The sequence below is a fragment of the Polynucleobacter yangtzensis genome, assembly GCF_027924165.1.
Lineage (GTDB): Bacteria > Pseudomonadota > Gammaproteobacteria > Burkholderiales > Burkholderiaceae > Polynucleobacter > Polynucleobacter yangtzensis.
Map to the genome: position 1 here is coordinate 60593 of NZ_AP026973.1, position 19091 is coordinate 79683.

Below are 19091 nucleotides of genomic sequence, written 5' to 3' on the forward strand. Positions count from 1 at the left end.
GGATAAATAGATATGACACGTTCAGCTAAAAAAGGCCCATTCTGCGACGCCAGCTTAGTAAAAAAAGTTGAAGTTGCACAAGCCAACAAAGACAAAAAGCCGATCAAAACTTGGTCACGCCGTTCAACAATCCTCCCAGACTTTATTGGTCTGACGATTGCTGTACATAACGGTCGTCAACACGTTCCGGTATATGTATCAGAAAACATGGTGGGTCATAAGTTAGGCGAATTTGCCTTGACCCGTACTTTCAAAGGTCACGCTGCTGACAAGAAAGTAACGAAGAAGTAAGGGGATGATGATGGAAGTTAAAGCTATTCACAAGGGTGCCCGCATTTCTGCGCAAAAGACTCGTTTGGTCGCCGACCAAATTCGTGGTTTGCCGATTGCCCGCGCATTAAACATTTTGAACTTCAGCCCCAAGAAAGCTGCCTTCATTGTGAAGAAAGTTGTTGAGTCCGCAGTGGCCAACGCTGAACACAATAAAGGTGCTGACATTGATGAGCTCAAGGTTTCAGCAATTATTGTTGATAAAGGCACTTCATTGAAGCGCTTTACCGCACGCGCTAAGGGTCGTGGAAATCAAATTGAAAAACAAACTTGTCACATTAGCGTGACCTTGAGTAACTAAGGAAAGATATGGGACAAAAGATAAACCCAACCGGATTCCGACTCGCGGTAACGAAGAATTGGACATCACGTTGGTATGCAAACAATACTGACTTCGCAAAGATGTTGAAAGAGGACGTTGACGTTCGCATCTATCTGAAGAAGAAGTTGAAAAATGCATCCGTAAGTAAAGTAGTTATCGAGCGTCCTGCAAAGAATGCACGTATTACTATCTATAGCTCACGTCCAGGCGTTGTAATCGGTAAAAAAGGCGAAGATATTGAAGTGCTCCGCCGCGAATTACAAAAGCGTATGGGCGTTCCAGTTCACGTGAACATCGAAGAAATTCGTAAGCCTGAAGTTGACGCGCAATTGATCGCTGACTCTATTACTCAACAGTTAGAAAAGCGCATCATGTTCCGCCGTGCAATGAAGCGTGCAATGCAAAACGCAATGCGTCTTGGTGCACAAGGCATCAAGATCATGTCATCAGGTCGTTTGAATGGTGCTGAAATTGCTCGTCGCGAATGGTACCGTGAAGGTCGCGTTCCACTTCATACATTGAAGGCTGATATTGATTACGCAACATCAGAAGCGGAAACAACATACGGCATCATCGGTGTAAAAGTTTGGGTATACAAAGGCGACACATTGGGTCGTGGTGCAGAAGCTCAAGTTGCTGCACAAGCTGCTGAACCAGCTGCCGAAGAAAAGAAAACTCGTCGTGCTCCAAGCAAGACAGCTGCTCGTAAACCAGCTGCTGGCACAGACAAGCCATTAGTTGCTGCTAAACCAGCAGTAAAGCGTGTGCGTAAGGTTGAAACACCTGCCGCAGATACGCAGAAGTCAGGAGAGTAAGCATGCTACAACCAAAGCGTCGCAAGTATCGTAAGGAACAAAAAGGCCGTAACACTGGCGTGGCAACACGCGGTAGTTCTGTAGCCTTTGGTGACTTTGGATTGAAGGCCGTTGGCCGTGGTCGTTTGACTGCTCGTCAAATTGAGTCAGCACGTCGTGCAATGACTCGTCACATTAAACGTGGTGGCCGTATTTGGATTCGCATTTTCCCAGATAAGCCAATTTCACAAAAACCTGCTGAAGTACGTATGGGTAACGGTAAAGGTAATCCAGAGTACTACGTAGCTGAAATTCAACCAGGCAAAGTGCTCTACGAGATGGACGGTGTTGATGAGCAATTGGCGCGCGAAGCTTTCAAGCTTGCTGCTGCTAAGTTGCCTTTACAGACCACTTTCGTGATTCGCCACTTAGGTTGATCGGGATAGAGATTATGAAAAATACAGAATTAGCTTCAAAAGATCTGAACGCTTTAAATGCAGAGTTAACCGAGTTGCTTAAGACCGGTTTCAAGCTCCGCATGCAAAAAGGCACTCAGCAACTCACAAATACCAGCCAATTGGGTAAAAATAAGCGCGACATCGCTCGTGTGAAGACTTTTATCGCCCAAAAGACTGCACAGAAATAAGGAAAAAGGGATATGACAGAATTATCTAAACCCTTGCGCCGCACCCTTGTGGGCCGCGTCGTTAGCGACAAAATGCAAAAAACTGTGACGGTGTTGGTTGAGCGTCAAGTTAAGCATCCAGTGATTGGTAAGTACGTTGGCCAGTCTAAAAAGTACCACGCTCATGACGAAGCTGGCACATACAAGATGGGTGATACCGTTGAAATTGCTGAATCTAAGCCAATTTCACGCACTAAATCTTGGGTTGTGACCCGTTTAGTTGAAGCTTCAAAGGGTATTTAAAGAAATATTAGGGATTTTGGCGAAGATTCTTCCCAAATCCCTGTTTTACGTAGTAGAATAGAAGGCTTCTCTGGTTTTATTGGAGAAGCAGTGTTTTTCATTAATTCCGGGTTTTAACTTTCGTTAAAGCCCATAGACGGAACCAAGACTGTTTGCCTTTGGCCAATAAGTTGGGGATTAGAAATGATACAAACCGAAAGTAGATTACAGGTTGCCGATAACACAGGCGCCAGTGAAGTGTTGTGCATCAAGGTATTGGGCGGCTCTAAGCGTCGTTACGCCAGTATCGGTGATGTCATTAAAGTGACTGTAAAGTCCGCTGCTCCACGTGGCCGTGTAAAAAAAGGTGACATTTATAACGCCGTAGTAGTGAGAACTGCTAAGGGTGTTCGCCGTCCAGATGGTTCATTGATTAAGTTCGATGGCAACGCTGCGGTATTGCTCAACGCTAAGTTAGAGCCAATTGGCACACGTATCTTCGGACCAGTTACACGCGAATTGCGTACTGAGAAGTTCATGAAGATCGTTTCTCTCGCCCCCGAAGTTATTTAAGAGGCTGATATGAAAAAGATTCGTAAAGGTGATTCCGTAGTTCTGTTGACTGGCCGCGATAAGGGTAAGCAAGGAACTGTTACAGCCGTTCTCGAGAACAAATTAGTAATCGAAGGCGTAAATATTTATAAAAAGAGCGTTAAGCCAAATCCAGCAGCCGGTGTTACTGGCGGCATGATTGACAAGACGATGCCTGTTCACATTTCTAATGTGGCTGTGGTTGACGGTAACGGCAAACCATCACGTGTTGGTATCAAACTCGTGGACGGTAAAAAGCAACGTTTCCTCAAAACCACTGGCGCAACTTTAAGCGCATAAGGGGCACGGAGAAATTATGAGCACACGTTTTCAAGAGCACTATCAAGCTAAAGTAGTTGCAGATTTGATCGCCAAGTTTGGTTACAAGTCTGTAATGGAAGTTCCACGCATCACTAAGGTAACCCTGAACATGGGCTTAGGCGATGCAGTGAACGACAAGAAGATTATCGAAAATGCAGTTGGCGATTTAACTAAAGTTGCGGGCCAAAAGCCAGTTGTAACTAAAGCTAAAAAAGCGATTGCAGGTTTCAAAATTCGTCAAGGTTACCCGATCGGTGCCATGGTGACATTGCGTGGTGCACGCATGTACGAATTCTTGGACCGTTTCGTCACTGTTGCATTGCCACGCGTACGCGACTTCCGCGGTATCTCTGGCAAAGCATTTGACGGCCGTGGTAACTACAACATCGGCGTTAAAGAACAGATTATTTTCCCTGAAATCGAATACGACAAAATTGATGCCCTCCGTGGTCTCAATATCAGTATTACGACGACTGCTAAAACCGACGAAGAAGCAAAAGCTTTGTTGGCAGCATTCAAATTCCCTTTCCGCAATTAAGAGGCTAACGTGGCAAAACTATCCCTGATTGAGCGCGAGAATAAACGCGCAAAAACTGTAGAGAAGTACGCTGTTAAGCGTGCCGAACTCAAAGCGATCATTGCTGATCAATCACGCAGCGATGAAGAGCGCTATGAAGCTCGCTTGAAACTACAGGCACTTCCACGTAACGCAAGCCCGATTCGTCAAAGAAATCGTTGTTCATTAACCGGTCGCCCACGTGGCACATTCCGTAAGTTCGGTTTGGCTCGTAGCAAAATTCGTGAAATCGCCTTCCGTGGCGAAATCCCCGGTTTAACCAAGGCCAGCTGGTAAGCGGCGAAAGAATTAGGAGAACTCATGAGTATCAGCGATCCAATCGCCGACATGTTGACAAGGATCCGCAATGCGCAAGCAGTGCAGAAACCCGTAGTCTTGATGCCGTCGTCAAAAGTTAAAGTAGCCATCGCAAAAGTTTTGCAAGATGAAGGCTATATCGAAAGTTTCGAAATCAAAGGTGAAGCAGCTAAGCCAGTGCTCCACATTGATCTCAAATACTATGCAGGCCGTCCTGTTATCGAGCGTATCGACCGTGTATCTACACCAAGTCTGCGTATCTATAAAGGCCGTCATGACATTCCAGAAGTAATGAATGGCTTGGGCATTGCAATTATTTCAACCCCTCAAGGCGTAATGACAGACCGTAAAGCACGTGCAACAGGCGTGGGCGGCGAAGTTATTTGCTTCGTAGCTTAAGGAGCGAAATATGTCCCGCGTAGGTAAATCACCAATTACAGTTCCTAAAGGCGCTGAAATTAGCATCAATGGTGCAAACATTACTGTTAAAGGTCCTTTGGGCACTTTGACACATAACTTGCATCCTTCTGTTGGTTTGAAACAAGAAGATGGCGTATTGACAGTTGTTTTAAATAACGACTCACCAGAAGCTGGTGCTCAGTCAGGTACAGCCCGCGCTTTGGTTAACAACATGGTTGTTGGCGTAACTACTGGCTTTGAGCGCAAGCTCAGCTTGGTAGGCGTTGGTTACCGTGCTGCTGCTCAAGGCGAAACATTGAAGTTGCAGTTAGGTTTCTCACACGACATTATTTACAACCTGCCAAAGGGTGTAAAGGCTGAGACTCCAACTCAAACTGAAATCATTATCAAAGGTTCCAACAAGCAGCAAGTTGGCCAGGTCGCAGCTGAAGTTCGCGCATACCGTTCACCAGAGCCATACAAAGGCAAGGGTGTTCGCTACGTGGATGAGGTTGTGCATCTGAAAGAAACTAAGAAGAAGTAAGCGAGATTAGAAAATGAATAAAGACGAATCCAGACAAAGACGTGCTAGGCAGACTCGTATTCGCATTGCCGAAGCATTGGCAAATCGCTTAACAGTTATCCGTAGCAACTCACATATTTCTGCTCAGGTTTATAGCCCATGCGGAACCAAGGTTGTAGCAGCTGCTTCAACAATGGAAAAAGATTTGCGCCAAGCGATCAAAAACGGCGGCAACGCTGAAGCGGCAAAACAAATCGGCAAGTTAGTTGCTGAGCGTGCTGTTAAGGCAGGCGTTGTTGATGTTGCATTTGATCGTTCCGGTCATCGTTACCACGGCCGTATTAAGGCCTTAGCTGAAGCTGCGCGTGAAGCCGGCCTGAAGTTCTAATAGGGTTTAGGAAAAAACATGGCAAAAATGCAAACTAAGATGCAAAACGAAGAGCGTGATGATGGTCTTCGCGAGAAGATGATTGCTGTTAATCGTGTAACTAAAGTGGTTAAGGGTGGTCGTATTCTCGGCTTCGCTGCACTCACTGTAGTTGGCGATGGCGATGGCCGCATCGGCATGGGTAAAGGTAAATCAAAAGAAGTTCCAGTTGCTGTTCAAAAGGCAATGGACGAAGCACGTCGCAAGATGATCAAGGTTACTTTGCGTAAAGGTACATTGCAGCACACTGTTACTGGTCAACATGGCGCGTCACGTGTTTTGATTTCTCCAGCTAAAGACGGTACTGGAATTATTGCTGGCGGCCCAATGCGCGCGATTTTCGACGTAATGGGTGTAACTAACGTGGTTGCTAAGTCACTCGGCTCAACAAACCCATACAACTTGGTTCGTGCAACCATTGATGGTTTGAGCAAGATGAGTACTCCTGCTGAGATTGCTGCTAAGCGCGGTAAGTCAGTTGAAGAGATTCTCGGCTAAGACCAAAAGATTAGGAATCTATAAATGACAACATCTAACTCCAAAGTCAAACTGCAATTAGTACGCAGCTTGATCGGTACACGCGAAAGCCATCGTGCAACTGTTCGTGGCTTAGGCCTCGGTCGCATCAATTCAGTTTCTGAATTGGAAGACACTCCAGCTGTTCGCGGCATGATTAATAAAGTTTCTTATCTAGTTAAAGTCATTGGCTAATAACTAGCAAGTAAATAGGCGAAGAATATGCAACTCAACACAATTAAACCTGCAGAAGGCTCCAAGAAAAACCGTCGTCGCGTTGGTCGCGGCATTGGTTCTGGTCTTGGTAAAACTGCTGGCCGTGGTCACAAAGGTCAAAAATCTCGTTCTGGTGGTTTCCACAAGGTTGGATTTGAAGGCGGTCAGATGCCTATGTATCGTCGTTTGCCAAAACGTGGTTTCGTGTCTTTGACACGTCGTCATGTTGGTCAAATTACTTTGAACGACTTAGCAAAAATCAATTTGCCAGAAGTAGACTTATTGGTATTGAAAGCCCATGGTTTTGCTGGTGAGCAGATCAATGCAGTTAAGGTTATCAAGACTGGCGAACTCAAGATTGCTGTAACCCTTAAGGGCATCACAGCTACTGCTGGCGCTAAAGCAGCTATTGAAGCAGCTGGCGGCAAATTGGTTGAGTTGGCTTAATAGGTCTTTGAGTAGATATGGCATTAGCACCTACCAATAACGCAAGCACCCCAGCAGCAGGTGGCAAGTTTGGCGAACTACGCCAACGCTTAGTCTTCCTGGTGTTGGCTTTGCTCGTGTTCCGTTTGGGCGCACATATTCCAGTTCCTGGAATCGACCCAGACCAATTGGCACAGTTATTTTCTGGCCAAAAAGACGGTATTTTGGGAATGTTTAATCTATTCTCAGGCGGCGCTTTATCTCGCTTCACCGTTTTTGCCTTAGGAATCATGCCTTATATTTCTGCATCGATCATCATGCAGTTAATGACTATCGTTGTACCCTCTTTAGAGGCTTTGAAAAAAGAAGGTCAAGCTGGTCAGCGTAAGATTACTCAGTACACACGTTACGGCACTGTGCTCTTGGCAACATTCCAAGCATTGGGTATTTCTGTTGCCTTGCAGGCTCAGCCAGGTTTGGTTATCAACCCAGGTTTGATGTTTGAATTGAACACTGTAGTAACTTTGGTTACTGGCACGATGTTCTTAATGTGGCTTGGTGAGCAAATTACTGAGCGTGGTCTTGGTAACGGTATTTCCATCATTATTTTCGGCGGCATTGTTTCTGGTTTGCCGAATGCATTAGCAAGCTTATTAGAGTTGGTTCGTACTGGCTCAATGAACATTATTTCTGCATTGCTCATCGTTGTGATTTGCGTAGCAGTGACATATTTTGTGGTGTTTGTAGAGCGCGGTCAGCGCCGTATCTTGGTTAACTACGCTAAGCGTCAAGTTGGCAATAAGATCTACGGTGGCCAATCTTCTTACTTCCCATTGAAGTTGAATATGGCAGGCGTTATTCCTCCAATTTTTGCTTCTTCAATTATTTTGTTCCCTGCAACTATTGCTGGCTGGTTCACATCAGGCGAGCCAACCAATATGTTCAGCCGAATTATTAAAGACTTGGCAGCTACTTTGGCACCAGGACAACCTGTGTACACAATTTTGTATGCAGCTGCGATTATCTTCTTCTGCTTCTTTTATACCGCATTGGTATTTAACAGCCGTGATACAGCTGAGAACCTAAAGAAGAGTGGTGCATTCGTTCCAGGTATTCGTCCAGGCGATCAAACAGCGCGTTACATCGATAAGATCTTGGTGCGTTTGACTCTAGCCGGTGCAATTTATATGGTTCTGGTTTGCTTGTTGCCGGAATTCTTAGTGTTGAAGTACAACGTGCCGTTTTATTTCGGCGGTACTTCGTTGTTGATTATTGTTGTTGTTGCAATGGATTTCATGGCTCAAGTTCAGTCATTCGTAATGCAACAGCAGTATGGCTCTTTGATGAAAAAAGCCAACTTTAAGATGGGCGCTTAACTGAATGTCTAAAGACGATGTAATTCAGATGGCGGGAGAAGTTGTAGAGAATTTGCCGAACGCGATGTTTCGCGTGAAGCTTGAAAACGGACATGTGGTTCTAGGGCATATTTCCGGAAAGATGCGGATGCATTACATCCGTATTTTGCCGGGAGATAAGGTAACGGTGGAGATGACTCCTTACGACCTAACGCGCGCCAGAATCATTTTCCGTGCGAAGTAAAGATTAGTAGTACCTATTTTTAAGAGGTGAGTTATGAAAGTTTTAGCATCCGTTAAGTGTATTTGCAGAAATTGCAAGATCATTAAGCGCAAACGCGTTGTGCGCGTGATCTGTTCTTCAGACGCACGTCATAAGCAGCGTCAAGGCTGATCTGGTTAATTAAGAGGAAATCTCATGGCACGTATCGCTGGGGTAAACATCCCAAATCATCAACATACTGTTATCGGTTTAACAGCAATTTTTGGCATTGGCACAACTCGTGCACGCAAAATTTGTGAAACCACAGGTGTTGCAATCGACAAAAAAGTTAAAGACCTTACTGACGGTGACTTGGAAAAGTTGCGTGATGAAGTAGGTAAATTCATTACTGAAGGTGACCTTCGTCGTGAAGTAACTATGAGCATCAAGCGTTTGATGGACTTAGGTTGCTACCGCGGTGTTCGTCATCGTAAGGGCTTGCCTGTACGTGGTCAACGTACTAAGACTAACGCGCGCACCCGTAAGGGCCCACGTAAGTCTGGCGTGCAACTGAAGAAATAATCAAGAAAGTTTATTGACATGGCAAAACAACAATCCGCTTCCGCCGCTTCTCAGCGCGCTCGTAAGAAGGTTAAAAAGAACGTTGCTGACGGTATTGCACACGTTCACGCTTCTTTTAACAACACCATTATTACGATCACTGATCGTCAAGGAAATGCGCTTTCATGGGCAACTTCTGGCGGCCAGGGCTTCAAAGGCTCACGTAAATCAACACCTTTTGCTGCTCAGGTAGCTGCAGAAGTTGCTGGTAAGACAGCCATTGAATGCGGTATCAAGAACTTGGAAGTTCAGATCAAAGGCCCAGGCCCAGGTCGTGAATCAGCAGTTCGTGCATTGAACTCATTGGGCATCAAGATCACTGAGATTCAAGACGTAACTCCTGTTCCACACAATGGTTGCCGTCCTCCAAAGCGTCGTCGTATCTAAGCTTGGAAGTTGGCAGTTCAACAGTTTCAGTAGTTTTTTATTAAAGCCCACTGTTCGCCTGATTTAAAGGGCGAACTCACCGCCGGTCGCAAGACTGCGGCAAAGAAAGGAAAGCATCGTGGCACGTTACTTAGGGCCTAAGGCCAAATTAGCACGTCGGGAAGGTACCGACTTATTTTTAAAGAGTGCACGTCGCGCCCTGTCAGACAAGTGCAAGTTAGATACTAAGCCTGGTCAACATGGCCGTACATCTGGCTCAAGAACATCTGATTACGGTAATCAATTGCGTGAAAAGCAAAAGGTTAAGCGTATCTATGGCGTATTAGAGCGTCAATTCCGTCGCTACTTCGCAGAGGCTGAGCGTCGCAAGGGCAACACTGGTGAAACATTGCTCCAGTTGCTTGAGTCACGTTTAGACAACGTGGTTTATCGCATGGGCTTTGGTTCTACACGCGCTGAAGCACGTCAGTTGGTTTCCCACTGTGCAATTTTGCTCAATGGCAATCCAGTAAACATTCCATCTATTCAAGTTAAGCCTGGTGATGTAGTTGCTATTCGTGAAAAAGCGAAGAAGCAAGCGCGTATTACAGAATCACTCAATTTGGTTGGGCAAATGGCAGCTGTTACTTGGGTTTCAGTTGACGCAGCCAAGCTCGAGGGAACATTTAAGCAAGTGCCTGACCGTGAAGATATTAGCGGTGAAATTAATGAAAGTTTGATCGTCGAATTGTATTCACGCTAATTAGGCACTCTCAAGGAAAAAATATGCAAACAAATTTGCTCAAGCCAAAGATTATTTCTGTTGAAGCGCTTACCGCCAACCAAGCAAAGGTTGTTATGGAGCCGTTCGAGCGTGGCTATGGCCACACACTCGGAAATGCATTACGTCGTGTACTGTTGTCCTCGATGGTTGGTTATGCGCCAACTGAAGTAGCTATTGCTGGTGTTGTTCATGAGTACTCCACATTGGATGGAGTTCAAGAGGATGTAGTTAACCTCTTGTTGAACCTCAAAGGTATCGTATTTAAGTTGCAGTCACGTGACGAAGTTACTATCAATTTGCGTAAAGAAGGTCCAGGCGTTGTTACTGCAAAAGATATCGATTTGCCACATGATGTAGAAATCATGAATCCTGATCACGTGATCGCCCACTTGTCTGCTGGTGGCAAGTTGGACATGCAGATCAAGGTTGAAAAAGGCCGCGGCTATGTTCCAGGTAACGTACGTCAATATAACGACGAAGCTACTAAGATCATTGGTCGTATCGTGTTGGATGCTTCATTCAGCCCGGTAAGCCGTGTTAGCTATGCTGTTGAATCTGCTCGTGTTGAGCAACGTACCGACCTTGATCGTCTCGTAATGACTATCGAAACAAACGGTGTGTTGTCTCCTGAAGAAGCAATTCGTCAAGCAGCTAGCATCTTGGTTGATCAGTTAGTTGTATTCGCAGCTCTTGAGAGCAGCGAAGTTTCTGGTGATTTGGCACCAAGCCGCTCTTCAATGGTTGATCCAATGTTGATGCGTCCGGTAGATGATCTCGAGTTGACAGTTCGCTCTGCAAACTGCTTGAAGGCTGAGAACATTTACTACATCGGTGATTTGATTCAACGTACAGAGAATGAATTGTTGAAGACGCCTAATCTAGGTCGTAAATCTTTGAATGAAATCAAAGATGTATTGGCGGCTCGTGGCTTAAGTCTTGGCATGAAACTCGAAAGCTGGCCTCCAGCTAACCTCGAGAAATAATTAGAAAGGAAGCATCATGCGTCACGGAAACGGCTTACGCAAACTAAACAGAACATCATCACATCGCTTGGCGATGCTGCGCAACATGTCCAATTCACTTTTGGAGCACGAAGTCATTAAAACGACTTTGCCAAAAGCTAAAGAATTGCGCATGGTTGTTGAGCCTTTGATTACCTTGGGTAAAAAAGATAACTTAGCAAACCGTCGCTTAGCATTCAATCGCACACGTGATCGCGATATCGTTGCCAAGCTCTTTACAGAACTCGGTCCACGCTACGCAACACGTCCAGGTGGCTACCTTCGCATTTTGAAGTTTGGCTTCCGTCATGGCGACAATGCACCAATGGCTTTGGTTGAGTTGGTAGATCGCCCAGAAGTTGATGAAACAGCAGTAGTAGCTGAAGAGGCTTAAGTCTCACTGTTACAGTAAAAAGCCAGGCTTCGGTCTGGCTTTTTTCATTTATCAGGTTATAAATACAGAATGTCTGAAAACGCTACAGTCAATCCCAGCAAGCTTTTGGTAGTCATTACAAGTCTTCCAAGTCTGGAGGCAGCCAAGGGCTTAGCTCGTGCCTTGGTTGAGCAGAATTTGGCAGCTTGCGTGCAGCTAACTGAGGGTATTCAATCGATTTATCGCTGGGAAGGCAAAATTTGCGAAGAACAAGAAGTTCTTCTTGCTGCAAAAACTACCGAGCTCAAGTGGCTTGAGATATTGGCTTTTATTAAAAACGCGCATCCATATGACCTGCCTGAGATTTTGGCATTTGCTCCCGAGCAATTTGAAAGGCAGTACGGCAAGTGGGTTGAGTCTGAGGTAAATTCGAAGTCATGAAATTACATTCATTCTTGGCGAAAATTTTTGCACTCTTGCTGTTCATCTCAGCACAAGTATTTGCTGCGCAAGATTTCTTGCCGCCAGAAAAAGCATTCCGAGTAGAGGCTACATGGCTAGAAAATTCCAATCAAATTGAACTGGAATTTTTGCCTGCCAAAGGCTATTACATTTATCAAGAGTCTTTGAAGTTTCAGGCGGGCTCACAGGCTGAGAAGCTAAGTAATATAAAGCCTTCACTGCCACCAGGCATAGAAAAGTTTGATGAAACTTTTCAGAAAAAACTGCAGGTATACAAAGATCCGTTCTTAGTATTTTTAGAGATCAAGTCGGTGGCTGGACAGCCCGTTCATTTGGAGGTCACTCTTCAGGGATGTGCTGAAGCAGGTATTTGCTATCCACCCATGACCCTTAAATTTTTACTTGCTGGACCTGGCGTAAAAGCAGCACCAATTCCGGATGCATTGGATGGTGTTCCTTCGTCTAGCGTGAAGGCAAATGACCAATTTAGTTTGGCAGATTTATGGCGTGAGCGCGACAACGTTAATGCCATCAGCCGCTTTTTAGAAAGCACCTCAACCGCATATTTATTTCTAGCCTTCTTTGTGTTGGGCCTGGCATTGGCATTCACGCCTTGCGTACTTCCTATGCTGCCAATATTATCGAGCGTTATCTTCGGTACCCAGGGTGGCAAAGCTGTCTCTAAGGGTCGTGCAAGCGCCTTAGCGCTTGCGTACGTCTTAGGTATGGCATTGGTATATGCCTTGGCTGGCGTACTCATGGCGGCCTTAGGGGGCAGCGTACAACGCGCCCTGCAAAGCCCCTTTGCACTCGCCACTTTTGCCTTATTGCTATTAGCTCTATCTGGCAGTTTATTTGGCTTGTATGACTTACGTCTGCCCCAAACGTGGCATCAGCATGTCGATAGACTGGCAGGGCGTCAAAAGGGCGGCAGCGTATTTGGTGCCTTTGCTTTGGGGGGTATTTCCACCCTGGTAGCCAGCCCCTGCATTACAGCTCCTTTAGCAGGCGTTTTAGCCTTTATTGCCCAAACCGGTTCTATGAGTTTGGGCGCGGGCTTACTCTTTGTGATGGCCTTAGGAATGGGTCTGCCGCTGCTATTTATTGCTGTTGAGGCGCGCATCTTGATTCCATCTACTGGAATCTGGATGGTGTGGTTACAGCGTACTTTGGGTGTATTGCTGGTTGCAACAGCGGCTTGGATTGCATCACCATTGCTGCAAACGAATGATGTTGCGGGAGGCGCAAAAACAGTCAACGGTCAAAGCATTCATCAGGTTGGAGAATTGGCTTTTGTGGTCATTCAGTCGCCGGCGCAGCTTGATGCTCAATTGAGCAAAGCCAAAGAAGAAAAGAAATTAGTACTCCTCGATTTTTACGCGGATTGGTGTATCAGTTGCAAAGAAATGGAAGTGAATACTTTTTCTAATCCAGAGGTTAGCAAGGAGCTCAAGCAGTTTGTTTTATTGCAGGCTGACGTCACTGCAAATAGCTCTGAGAACCAGGCATTACTTAAGCGCTTTGGATTGTTTGGTCCGCCAGGCATTTTGATCTTTGATCAAAATTCTCAAGAGCAAAAAGATCAACGCGTTATTGGTTATATGCCACCGCAGCGTTTTATTGAACGCTTAAGAAACGCATTGAAAAACTAAAGCAGCTATATGGATAACAGGTAACTATTTAATTAATTAGCTGCTTTAATGAGTCGTGCCGCTTCAAGCGCAAAGTAAGTCAGAACGCCGTCTGCACCTGCACGTTTAAATGCAAGCAAAGATTCCATCATGACAGCATCATGATCTAGCCAACCGTTTTGTGCTGCTGCCTTGAGCATGGCGTATTCGCCACTCACTTGGTAGGCATAAGTGGGGTAATCAAACTCTTCTCTTACGCGACGAACGATATCCAAATAAGGCATGCCAGGCTTGACCATCACCATATCAGCGCCTTCGCTAATATCGAGGGCAACCTCCCGCAAAGCCTCATCCCCATTGGCGCAATCCATTTGATAGGTTTTTTTATCAGCTTTACCAAGGTTCTTTGCAGATCCTACGGCATCTCTAAATGGACCATAAAAAGCAGAAGCATATTTAGCGGAATACGCCATGATGCGAGTGTGAATGAGTTTCTTTTGTTCAAGCGCCTCACGAATTTTTCCAATGCGGCCATCCATCATGTCTGATGGCGCAACAATATCAACACCCGCTTCAGCCTGCGCAACTGCTTGCTGTACCAAGATGGCAGTCGTTTCATCGTTGAGGATACGACCCTGCTCGTCGAGCACACCATCTTGACCATGGCTTGTGTATGGATCAAGTGCAACATCAGTCATGATGCCTAAATTGGGGAAACGTTTTTTGAGTTCACGAACGGCGGATGGGATCAGCCCCTTTGGATTAAAGGCTTCCTTGCCATCTGGCGTCTTTAATGCTGCATCAATTACTGGAAAGAGTGCAAGCACTGGAATGCCTAAATCAACACACTCTTGTGCAACTGGAAAAAGTAAATCTAAAGAAACACGATTCACGCCAGGCATCGATGCAACAGCTTCAGATTTGCCCTGACCTTCCAGCAAAAACACTGGGTAGATTAAATCATTGGTAGAGACGCTGTTCTCTTGCATGAGGCGGCGTGACCAATCATCACGACGCATACGGCGAGGACGATGCCCTGGAAAATTAAGCAATGAATTAGCTGGTGATTTCATCTTCTTTAGTCTCTGCTTCAAATAACCATTTAATAACAATATTGTCGGCCTCTTCAAGTCCAATACGTTTGGTGCTTGAAAATAATTGTGCCGTAAGTTGTTTGGACTCGCCATTGCCGTCGGGCAAGGCGGGGTCATATTGTTGTAATTGATTGCGAACTGCCTCGAGTGCATGCTTACACTCGCTTTTATTGAGTTTGTCGCATTTGCTGAGTAAAACGTGGATCGGCTTACCGGTTGGCACAAACCACTCAATCATTTGCTCGTCTAGCTCGGTTATGCCACGTCTAGAGTCAACAATAAGGATCATGCCTACCAACTGCTCTCGCTCCTGTAGATAGTCGCTTAGGAGGGCATTCCAGTGGTATTTGGTCTCATGATTGACGGCAGCATAGCCGTAGCCCGGTAAATCCACCAAATAGCCCAAAAGGTCGTCTTTTGCAAAAATCCCAAAATAGTTGATGTGTTGGGTGCGCCCAGGGGTTTTACTGGCAAATGCAAGCCTTTTTTGGTTGCAAAGCACGTTAAGAGCGCTGGATTTGCCTGCATTTGAGCGTCCGGCAAAGGCTACCTCACGCAAGGGCGTGGCAGGCAGGCAATGGGTGTCATTGACTGTGGTGGCGAAGCGGGCTTGAAAGAGTTTAGACATGTCCAGAAGCTATTGTAAAATCACGCAAAATCATGAAATATCTCATGGTGTTGGGTAAAAGGTTGTAAATGCAGGGCCCAAACACTTTTAGGAATTTTTGCCAAGGTAAACATAATGCGTCAAACCTCTCAAATCTCCAAATTAACTGGCTTACGTGCTGGTTTTGCGGCTCTCTCTATTTTCGCCTTGATTGGCTTTTCTGGCACAGTTTTTGCTGCCGATGCAGCTCCTGCTGCTGAAGCCAAGGCCGCCGTTCCAGGCAAACCAAAGGTCGATGTAGCGGCCGGCGAGGCTCTGTATTCCAACGGTGATGCATCACGCGGCGTTACAGCATGCATCACATGCCATGGTCCTAAAGGTCAAAGTGCAGTTGGCACCTGGCCAAAATTATCTGCACAACACGCTGCATATACAGCTAAGCAACTGAAGAACTTTAAAGAGGGTACCCGTGCCAATCCTGTGATGATGGGTATGGCGGCAACATTAACTGAACAAGATATGCAAAATATCTCTGCCTACTTAGCCAAGCAACCAATTTCACAGGGTGTTGCCCAAAATAAGAACACGATTGAATTGGGTCAAAGCATCTATCGTGGTGGTATTGCAGCAAAAGGTGTTCCAGCATGTGCGGCTTGTCATAGCCCAACTGGTGCCGGCATTCCTTCTCAGTACCCACTATTAGGCGGTCAATGGGCTGATTACACAAATGCACAATTGCTCGCGTTCCGTGAAGGTGTTCGTAAAAATAGCAGCCAGATGACTGCGATTGCTACCAAGCTTTCTGATCAAGAAATGAAAGCAGTTTCTGATTACATCGCTGGTTTGCATTAAGCAAATTTCTTCAAATAAAAAAACCCGCTCAAGTAGCGGGTTTTTTTATTGCCTAAAACTTTTGCATTGCTATTACATCATTAAGACTAAGTAATTTTTAGTTAGGTAAAGTTTTTTCAGAAGAGAATAAGTCAGCGGTATTTTCACGCGCGCGAATGACGTAAGCTTTTTTTCCATCAACCATAATCTCTGCAGGTTTAGGTCGCGTGTTGTAGTTTGATGCCATCACAAAACCATATGCACCAGCAGACAGAATGGCAAGAAGATCGCCTTCTTCTACAGCAAGGTGACGATCCCTTCCCAGCCAATCACCAGACTCGCAAACTGGGCCAACAATGTCGTAAGTCAAAGCTGCTGCTGCTTTCTTTTGGACGGGCACAATGCCGTGATGTGCTTCATATAAGGCTGGGCGCATTAACTCTGTCATGGCGGCATCGACAATGCAGAAGTTCTTTTCAGCGCCTGGTTTTAGATATTCCACGGTGGTTAAGAGCACGCCAGCATTGCCAACTAAGGACCTGCCTGGCTCAAGGACGACATCTAAATGCCCAAAGCCACGTTCTGCCACTCGATTTAATAAGGTGTTCGTAAACTCAGTAATATCTGGGGGAGTTTCATCGCTATAAGAAATTCCGAGGCCGCCGCCGAGATCAAGGTGGTGAATAACAATGCCCTCTTTTTTCAGTTGCGCTACAAGATCTAAAACTTTATCGAGCGCATCTAGGTAAGGAGCAGTGGTGGTGATTTGTGAACCGATGTGGCAATCAATCCCAACAACGTCAATTTGAGCAAGTTGTGAGGCTTCACGATAAGTTTTTAAAACCTCGTGATAAGCGATACCAAATTTATTGCCCTTCAATCCAGTAGAAATATAAGGATGAGTTTGTGCATCCACATCCGGATTAACACGCAAAGAAATTGGGGCACGTAGATTCAGTTCGGTAGCAACCTTGTTAATCTTGTGTAGCTCAGCAATTGATTCAACGTTGATACATTTAACGCCAGCCTCTAAGGCTGCACCGATTTCAGATGCGGATTTGCCTACGCCAGCAAATACCAAACTTTTTGGATCTGCGCCAATGGCCAATGCGCGAGCTAATTCTCCGCCGCTAACCAAGTCAAACCCAGAGCCTAGTTTTTTAAAACAATCGAGCACTGCTAAATTACTGTTGGCCTTCATGGCGTAGTGCACGCGCGCACGACGTTTGTCATTAGCGTCTACGCATGCCTTGTCATAAGCCTGATAGGCTTCGGTCAACGCTTTTTTACTGTAGACATAGAGGGGCGTTCCAAACTCTTTCGCTAAGTCAGCAAGTGGAATTTCTTCGGCATACCAGTTGCCATTGCGTTCGGTAAAACCGGATAACTGAGGGATTGGAAGCGCTTTACTTGTCATTACTTGGCCGTTGAAGAATTGCTTGGACTGGCAGGTGTTTGGGGTGGGTATAGCTTGCCTTTGGGTTCTGGCTCTGTAGGGGCGGGCGGAACCGGTGGCACGTTTGGCATATATAGCGGTCCTCTTACCCCACACCCAACAAGGGATAATAAAAGGCTAAGGCAGAGGGTTCTATTAAGAATCGCTATCATGAATGTCTCTAAAACGAATGATTGAATATAGCATGCAGGACTCCACTATGAATCCAAATAATTCAGGCGCAGAAACCATTGATGACAAGCAGTTTTATCAATTGGGAAGCCATTTGCTGCATTCTATAGAAGTGGCACTAGAGGCTGCCGATGATGCATTGGATCTGGACTTAGATGTCGAGCGCCAGGGTGGAAATGTCATCAATATTCGCTTTAAAGATAAAAGCGTCATCGTAGTGAATACGCAGCCACCCTTACATGAAATTTGGGTAGCCGCAAAATCAGGTGGATATCACTATCGTTGGGCTGGCACTATGGCCAAACCTTTGTGGCTGGACACTAAAACTGGCAAAGAGCTTTTAAGTGATTTGTCAGAGTTTGCTACTGCTCAAGCGGGCGCAGAAATAAAGATTGTCCTAATTTAAGCGGCGCCTGTGGCGCTCAAGGTTTCAATCACTTGGGCATCAGCTACGCTTTTAATCTGGGCTTTGCCAATCTTTTCTAAAACAACGTAACGGATTTGGCCGCCTTCAGTTTTCTTGTCAACCTGCATGAGCTCCATATAACGTTCCGCACCAAACTTTGGCGGTGTGATTGGTAGATTCATCGACTGGATGATTTTGGTGAGACGTTGGACATCGGCTTCACTGATGTAGTTGAGGCGGCGAGATAAGTCTGCACCTAAGACCATGCCACAACCAACTGCTTCGCCATGTAGCCATTCGCCATAACCCATGCCTGCTTCAATTGCATGTCCAAAGGTGTGACCGAAGTTTAGAGTTGCACGAATGCCGCCTTCTCTTTCATCTGCAGACACTACTGCAGATTTAATTTCGCACGAGCGTAACACTGCATGACCCATTGCTTCTGTGTCGCAAGCGAGTAAAGATGTTGCATTGGCTTCAATCCAATCCAAAAATTGAGCGTCTGCAATAGCACCATGTTTCACTACTTCCGCAAGACCAGCAGAGAGCTCACGTGGAGGTAAGGTCTTTAATGTATTGAGATCTGCAATCACTGCCGCCGGCTGATGAAAAGCGCCGATCATGTTTTTACCAAGAGGATGGTTGATGCCGGTCTTGCCGCCCACCGAAGAATCCACCTGAGCAAGCAAAGTGGTCGGCACTTGAATAAAGCGAATGCCACGCATGAAGCTAGCCGCAGCAAACCCAGTCATGTCACCAATGACTCCACCGCCCAAAGCAACCAACATGGTTTGGCGATCAGCACCAAACTTCAGGAGATCATCAAAAATAAGCTGAAGGTTTTTCCAGTCCTTGTATGACTCGCCATCAGGCAAGACGATCGTTCTAACAGGCTTTCCAAGAGTATTCAGGGTCTTGGTCAGGCGCTCAGCATAGAGCGGGGCAACCGTAGTGTTGCTGACGATATAGATCGAAGTTGCTTTTTCGCAGGCGCTAAATAAGTTTGGCTGATCAATGAGGTCTGTACCAATATAAATTGGATAACTGCGATTACCTAGATCAACTTCAAGTGTTTTCATCATATT

At 45.8% G+C, this 19091-nt stretch carries 33 protein-coding genes; 28 read left to right on the top strand and 5 right to left on the bottom strand.

Annotation, left to right across the window (positions count from 1 at the left end; translation table 11 throughout):
• Positions 1 to 12 precede the first annotated feature (12 nt).
• The 26 genes from rpsS (at position 13) to dsbD (ending at position 13462) form a co-directional block, all read left to right on the top strand.
• The gene (rpsS, locus tag QMF28_RS00325; protein WP_011901904.1) at positions 13 to 291 is read left to right on the top strand and encodes a 30S ribosomal protein S19; all 279 of its coding nucleotides are present in this window, start codon (positions 13 to 15) and stop codon (positions 289 to 291) included.
• 7 nt (positions 292 to 298) lie between these two features.
• Positions 299 to 631 carry a 50S ribosomal protein L22 gene (gene rplV, locus QMF28_RS00330; protein ID WP_198929325.1) on the top strand — a complete coding sequence of 111 codons (333 nt, stop codon included), beginning with the start codon at positions 299 to 301 and terminating at the stop codon, positions 629 to 631.
• A gap of 8 nt (positions 632 to 639) precedes the next feature.
• The gene (gene rpsC / locus QMF28_RS00335; RefSeq protein WP_068320116.1) at positions 640 to 1467 is read left to right on the top strand and encodes a 30S ribosomal protein S3; all 828 of its coding nucleotides are present in this window, start codon (positions 640 to 642) and stop codon (positions 1465 to 1467) included.
• Between the two features lie 2 nt (positions 1468 to 1469).
• Positions 1470 to 1883, top strand: a complete 414-nt coding sequence (gene rplP / locus QMF28_RS00340; RefSeq protein ID WP_011901907.1) for a 50S ribosomal protein L16 — start codon at positions 1470 to 1472, stop codon at positions 1881 to 1883.
• A gap of 14 nt (positions 1884 to 1897) precedes the next feature.
• Entirely contained in the window at positions 1898 to 2092 is a 195-nt protein-coding gene (gene rpmC / locus QMF28_RS00345; protein ID WP_068320118.1) for a 50S ribosomal protein L29, read from the top strand.
• A gap of 12 nt (positions 2093 to 2104) precedes the next feature.
• On the top strand, positions 2105 to 2374 hold the full coding sequence (gene rpsQ, locus QMF28_RS00350) for a 30S ribosomal protein S17 (protein WP_011901909.1): 270 nt from the start codon (positions 2105 to 2107) through the stop codon (positions 2372 to 2374).
• A gap of 183 nt (positions 2375 to 2557) precedes the next feature.
• A complete protein-coding gene (gene rplN / locus QMF28_RS00355) occupies positions 2558 to 2926 on the top strand; it encodes a 50S ribosomal protein L14 (RefSeq protein WP_015420241.1) in 369 nt (122 codons plus the stop codon).
• 9 nt (positions 2927 to 2935) lie between these two features.
• Positions 2936 to 3244 (top strand): 50S ribosomal protein L24, encoded by a 309-nt coding sequence (gene rplX / locus QMF28_RS00360; protein WP_011901911.1) that lies wholly within the window; start codon positions 2936 to 2938, stop codon positions 3242 to 3244.
• Between the two features lie 16 nt (positions 3245 to 3260).
• The gene (gene rplE / locus QMF28_RS00365) at positions 3261 to 3803 is read left to right on the top strand and encodes a 50S ribosomal protein L5 (RefSeq protein ID WP_046329383.1); all 543 of its coding nucleotides are present in this window, start codon (positions 3261 to 3263) and stop codon (positions 3801 to 3803) included.
• Positions 3804 to 3812: 9 nt separating this feature from the next.
• The gene (gene rpsN / locus QMF28_RS00370; protein WP_011901913.1) at positions 3813 to 4118 is read left to right on the top strand and encodes a 30S ribosomal protein S14; all 306 of its coding nucleotides are present in this window, start codon (positions 3813 to 3815) and stop codon (positions 4116 to 4118) included.
• A 24-nt stretch (positions 4119 to 4142) separates the two neighbouring features.
• Positions 4143 to 4538 carry a 30S ribosomal protein S8 gene (gene rpsH, locus QMF28_RS00375; protein ID WP_068320120.1) on the top strand — a complete coding sequence of 132 codons (396 nt, stop codon included), beginning with the start codon at positions 4143 to 4145 and terminating at the stop codon, positions 4536 to 4538.
• 10 nt (positions 4539 to 4548) lie between these two features.
• The gene (gene rplF / locus QMF28_RS00380) at positions 4549 to 5082 is read left to right on the top strand and encodes a 50S ribosomal protein L6 (protein WP_068320122.1); all 534 of its coding nucleotides are present in this window, start codon (positions 4549 to 4551) and stop codon (positions 5080 to 5082) included.
• Between the two features lie 13 nt (positions 5083 to 5095).
• The gene (rplR, locus tag QMF28_RS00385) at positions 5096 to 5449 is read left to right on the top strand and encodes a 50S ribosomal protein L18 (protein ID WP_068320124.1); all 354 of its coding nucleotides are present in this window, start codon (positions 5096 to 5098) and stop codon (positions 5447 to 5449) included.
• A gap of 18 nt (positions 5450 to 5467) precedes the next feature.
• On the top strand, positions 5468 to 5986 hold the full coding sequence (gene rpsE, locus QMF28_RS00390) for a 30S ribosomal protein S5 (protein ID WP_011901917.1): 519 nt from the start codon (positions 5468 to 5470) through the stop codon (positions 5984 to 5986).
• 24 nt (positions 5987 to 6010) lie between these two features.
• On the top strand, positions 6011 to 6199 hold the full coding sequence (gene rpmD, locus QMF28_RS00395; RefSeq protein ID WP_015420249.1) for a 50S ribosomal protein L30: 189 nt from the start codon (positions 6011 to 6013) through the stop codon (positions 6197 to 6199).
• A 27-nt stretch (positions 6200 to 6226) separates the two neighbouring features.
• On the top strand, positions 6227 to 6667 hold the full coding sequence (gene rplO, locus QMF28_RS00400; protein WP_068320126.1) for a 50S ribosomal protein L15: 441 nt from the start codon (positions 6227 to 6229) through the stop codon (positions 6665 to 6667).
• Positions 6668 to 6684: 17 nt separating this feature from the next.
• Complete coding sequence (gene secY / locus QMF28_RS00405; RefSeq protein WP_068320128.1) at positions 6685 to 8022, top strand: preprotein translocase subunit SecY; 1338 nt, start codon at positions 6685 to 6687, stop codon at positions 8020 to 8022.
• A gap of 4 nt (positions 8023 to 8026) precedes the next feature.
• Entirely contained in the window at positions 8027 to 8245 is a 219-nt protein-coding gene (gene infA, locus QMF28_RS00410; RefSeq protein ID WP_068320132.1) for a translation initiation factor IF-1, read from the top strand.
• A 33-nt stretch (positions 8246 to 8278) separates the two neighbouring features.
• The gene (gene rpmJ, locus QMF28_RS00415; protein ID WP_012357167.1) at positions 8279 to 8395 is read left to right on the top strand and encodes a 50S ribosomal protein L36; all 117 of its coding nucleotides are present in this window, start codon (positions 8279 to 8281) and stop codon (positions 8393 to 8395) included.
• Positions 8396 to 8419: 24 nt separating this feature from the next.
• On the top strand, positions 8420 to 8785 hold the full coding sequence (gene rpsM / locus QMF28_RS00420; protein ID WP_015420253.1) for a 30S ribosomal protein S13: 366 nt from the start codon (positions 8420 to 8422) through the stop codon (positions 8783 to 8785).
• A gap of 18 nt (positions 8786 to 8803) precedes the next feature.
• Entirely contained in the window at positions 8804 to 9211 is a 408-nt protein-coding gene (gene rpsK, locus QMF28_RS00425; protein WP_015420254.1) for a 30S ribosomal protein S11, read from the top strand.
• 118 nt (positions 9212 to 9329) lie between these two features.
• The gene (gene rpsD, locus QMF28_RS00430) at positions 9330 to 9953 is read left to right on the top strand and encodes a 30S ribosomal protein S4 (protein WP_068320135.1); all 624 of its coding nucleotides are present in this window, start codon (positions 9330 to 9332) and stop codon (positions 9951 to 9953) included.
• 23 nt (positions 9954 to 9976) lie between these two features.
• On the top strand, positions 9977 to 10957 hold the full coding sequence (locus QMF28_RS00435) for a DNA-directed RNA polymerase subunit alpha (protein WP_068320137.1): 981 nt from the start codon (positions 9977 to 9979) through the stop codon (positions 10955 to 10957).
• A 16-nt stretch (positions 10958 to 10973) separates the two neighbouring features.
• Positions 10974 to 11369 carry a 50S ribosomal protein L17 gene (gene rplQ / locus QMF28_RS00440; RefSeq protein ID WP_068320139.1) on the top strand — a complete coding sequence of 132 codons (396 nt, stop codon included), beginning with the start codon at positions 10974 to 10976 and terminating at the stop codon, positions 11367 to 11369.
• 69 nt (positions 11370 to 11438) lie between these two features.
• Positions 11439 to 11789 carry a divalent-cation tolerance protein CutA gene (gene cutA / locus QMF28_RS00445; RefSeq protein WP_281742566.1) on the top strand — a complete coding sequence of 117 codons (351 nt, stop codon included), beginning with the start codon at positions 11439 to 11441 and terminating at the stop codon, positions 11787 to 11789.
• Positions 11786 to 13462 carry a protein-disulfide reductase DsbD gene (gene dsbD / locus QMF28_RS00450; RefSeq protein ID WP_281742568.1) on the top strand — a complete coding sequence of 559 codons (1677 nt, stop codon included), beginning with the start codon at positions 11786 to 11788 and terminating at the stop codon, positions 13460 to 13462. Before cutA ends, dsbD begins: the two co-directional genes overlap by 4 nt.
• 32 nt (positions 13463 to 13494) lie before the next feature.
• Here the strand turns inward: dsbD and hemB are convergent, their stop codons facing one another.
• Positions 13495 to 14514, bottom strand: a complete 1020-nt coding sequence (gene hemB / locus QMF28_RS00455; protein ID WP_281742570.1) for a porphobilinogen synthase — start codon at positions 14512 to 14514, stop codon at positions 13495 to 13497.
• Positions 14498 to 15163 carry a ribosome biogenesis GTP-binding protein YihA/YsxC gene (gene yihA, locus QMF28_RS00460; protein ID WP_216213250.1) on the bottom strand — a complete coding sequence of 222 codons (666 nt, stop codon included), beginning with the start codon at positions 15161 to 15163 and terminating at the stop codon, positions 14498 to 14500. The genes hemB and yihA overlap by 17 nt, the downstream gene beginning before the upstream one ends.
• Positions 15164 to 15277: 114 nt before the next feature.
• Here yihA and QMF28_RS00465 point away from each other — a divergent pair, with 114 nt between their 5' ends.
• Positions 15278 to 15994 carry a c-type cytochrome gene (locus QMF28_RS00465; protein ID WP_281742573.1) on the top strand — a complete coding sequence of 239 codons (717 nt, stop codon included), beginning with the start codon at positions 15278 to 15280 and terminating at the stop codon, positions 15992 to 15994.
• Between the two features lie 97 nt (positions 15995 to 16091).
• Here QMF28_RS00465 and lysA read toward each other — a convergent pair whose 3' ends face one another.
• Together lysA and lptM are read right to left on the bottom strand one after the other, a co-directional pair.
• Positions 16092 to 17390, bottom strand: a complete 1299-nt coding sequence (lysA, locus tag QMF28_RS00470) for a diaminopimelate decarboxylase (RefSeq protein WP_281742575.1) — start codon at positions 17388 to 17390, stop codon at positions 16092 to 16094.
• Entirely contained in the window at positions 17390 to 17581 is a 192-nt protein-coding gene (lptM, locus tag QMF28_RS09955; RefSeq protein ID WP_082786345.1) for an LPS translocon maturation chaperone LptM, read from the bottom strand. The genes lysA and lptM overlap by 1 nt, the downstream gene beginning before the upstream one ends.
• Before the next feature lie 17 nt (positions 17582 to 17598).
• Between lptM and cyaY the strand changes: the two genes are divergently transcribed.
• Positions 17599 to 18006 carry an iron donor protein CyaY gene (gene cyaY / locus QMF28_RS00475; RefSeq protein ID WP_281742578.1) on the top strand — a complete coding sequence of 136 codons (408 nt, stop codon included), beginning with the start codon at positions 17599 to 17601 and terminating at the stop codon, positions 18004 to 18006.
• Here cyaY and aroB read toward each other — a convergent pair.
• Positions 18003 to 19085 (bottom strand): 3-dehydroquinate synthase, encoded by a 1083-nt coding sequence (aroB, locus tag QMF28_RS00480; protein WP_281743574.1) that lies wholly within the window; start codon positions 19083 to 19085, stop codon positions 18003 to 18005. The two genes, cyaY and aroB, sit on opposite strands and share 4 nt — an antisense overlap.
• Positions 19086 to 19091: the final 6 nt, after the last annotated feature.

Bases quoted from the DNA above. Each gene is read 5' to 3' on its own strand.
- rpsS (WP_011901904.1), top strand. From the start codon at position 13: ATGACACGTTCAGCTAAAAAAGGCCCATTCTGCGACGCCAGCTTAGTA.
- rplV (WP_198929325.1), top strand. From the start codon at position 299: ATGATGGAAGTTAAAGCTATTCACAAGGGTGCCCGCATTTCTGCGCAA.
- rpsC (WP_068320116.1), top strand. From the start codon at position 640: ATGGGACAAAAGATAAACCCAACCGGATTCCGACTCGCGGTAACGAAG.
- rplP (WP_011901907.1), top strand. From the start codon at position 1,470: ATGCTACAACCAAAGCGTCGCAAGTATCGTAAGGAACAAAAAGGCCGT.
- rpmC (WP_068320118.1), top strand. From the start codon at position 1,898: ATGAAAAATACAGAATTAGCTTCAAAAGATCTGAACGCTTTAAATGCA.
- rpsQ (WP_011901909.1), top strand. From the start codon at position 2,105: ATGACAGAATTATCTAAACCCTTGCGCCGCACCCTTGTGGGCCGCGTC.
- rplN (WP_015420241.1), top strand. From the start codon at position 2,558: ATGATACAAACCGAAAGTAGATTACAGGTTGCCGATAACACAGGCGCC.
- rplX (WP_011901911.1), top strand. From the start codon at position 2,936: ATGAAAAAGATTCGTAAAGGTGATTCCGTAGTTCTGTTGACTGGCCGC.
- rplE (WP_046329383.1), top strand. From the start codon at position 3,261: ATGAGCACACGTTTTCAAGAGCACTATCAAGCTAAAGTAGTTGCAGAT.
- rpsH (WP_068320120.1), top strand. From the start codon at position 4,143: ATGAGTATCAGCGATCCAATCGCCGACATGTTGACAAGGATCCGCAAT.
- rplF (WP_068320122.1), top strand. From the start codon at position 4,549: ATGTCCCGCGTAGGTAAATCACCAATTACAGTTCCTAAAGGCGCTGAA.
- rplR (WP_068320124.1), top strand. From the start codon at position 5,096: ATGAATAAAGACGAATCCAGACAAAGACGTGCTAGGCAGACTCGTATT.
- rpsE (WP_011901917.1), top strand. From the start codon at position 5,468: ATGGCAAAAATGCAAACTAAGATGCAAAACGAAGAGCGTGATGATGGT.
- rpmD (WP_015420249.1), top strand. From the start codon at position 6,011: ATGACAACATCTAACTCCAAAGTCAAACTGCAATTAGTACGCAGCTTG.
- rplO (WP_068320126.1), top strand. From the start codon at position 6,227: ATGCAACTCAACACAATTAAACCTGCAGAAGGCTCCAAGAAAAACCGT.
- secY (WP_068320128.1), top strand. From the start codon at position 6,685: ATGGCATTAGCACCTACCAATAACGCAAGCACCCCAGCAGCAGGTGGC.
- infA (WP_068320132.1), top strand. From the start codon at position 8,027: ATGTCTAAAGACGATGTAATTCAGATGGCGGGAGAAGTTGTAGAGAAT.
- rpmJ (WP_012357167.1), top strand. From the start codon at position 8,279: ATGAAAGTTTTAGCATCCGTTAAGTGTATTTGCAGAAATTGCAAGATC.
- rpsM (WP_015420253.1), top strand. From the start codon at position 8,420: ATGGCACGTATCGCTGGGGTAAACATCCCAAATCATCAACATACTGTT.
- rpsK (WP_015420254.1), top strand. From the start codon at position 8,804: ATGGCAAAACAACAATCCGCTTCCGCCGCTTCTCAGCGCGCTCGTAAG.
- QMF28_RS00435 (WP_068320137.1), top strand. From the start codon at position 9,977: ATGCAAACAAATTTGCTCAAGCCAAAGATTATTTCTGTTGAAGCGCTT.
- rplQ (WP_068320139.1), top strand. From the start codon at position 10,974: ATGCGTCACGGAAACGGCTTACGCAAACTAAACAGAACATCATCACAT.
- cutA (WP_281742566.1), top strand. From the start codon at position 11,439: ATGTCTGAAAACGCTACAGTCAATCCCAGCAAGCTTTTGGTAGTCATT.
- dsbD (WP_281742568.1), top strand. From the start codon at position 11,786: ATGAAATTACATTCATTCTTGGCGAAAATTTTTGCACTCTTGCTGTTC.
- hemB (WP_281742570.1), bottom strand. From the start codon at position 14,514: ATGAAATCACCAGCTAATTCATTGCTTAATTTTCCAGGGCATCGTCCT.
- yihA (WP_216213250.1), bottom strand. From the start codon at position 15,163: ATGTCTAAACTCTTTCAAGCCCGCTTCGCCACCACAGTCAATGACACC.
- QMF28_RS00465 (WP_281742573.1), top strand. From the start codon at position 15,278: ATGCGTCAAACCTCTCAAATCTCCAAATTAACTGGCTTACGTGCTGGT.
- lysA (WP_281742575.1), bottom strand. From the start codon at position 17,390: ATGACAAGTAAAGCGCTTCCAATCCCTCAGTTATCCGGTTTTACCGAA.
- lptM (WP_082786345.1), bottom strand. From the start codon at position 17,581: ATGATAGCGATTCTTAATAGAACCCTCTGCCTTAGCCTTTTATTATCC.
- cyaY (WP_281742578.1), top strand. From the start codon at position 17,599: ATGATTGAATATAGCATGCAGGACTCCACTATGAATCCAAATAATTCA.
- aroB (WP_281743574.1), bottom strand. From the start codon at position 19,085: ATGAAAACACTTGAAGTTGATCTAGGTAATCGCAGTTATCCAATTTAT.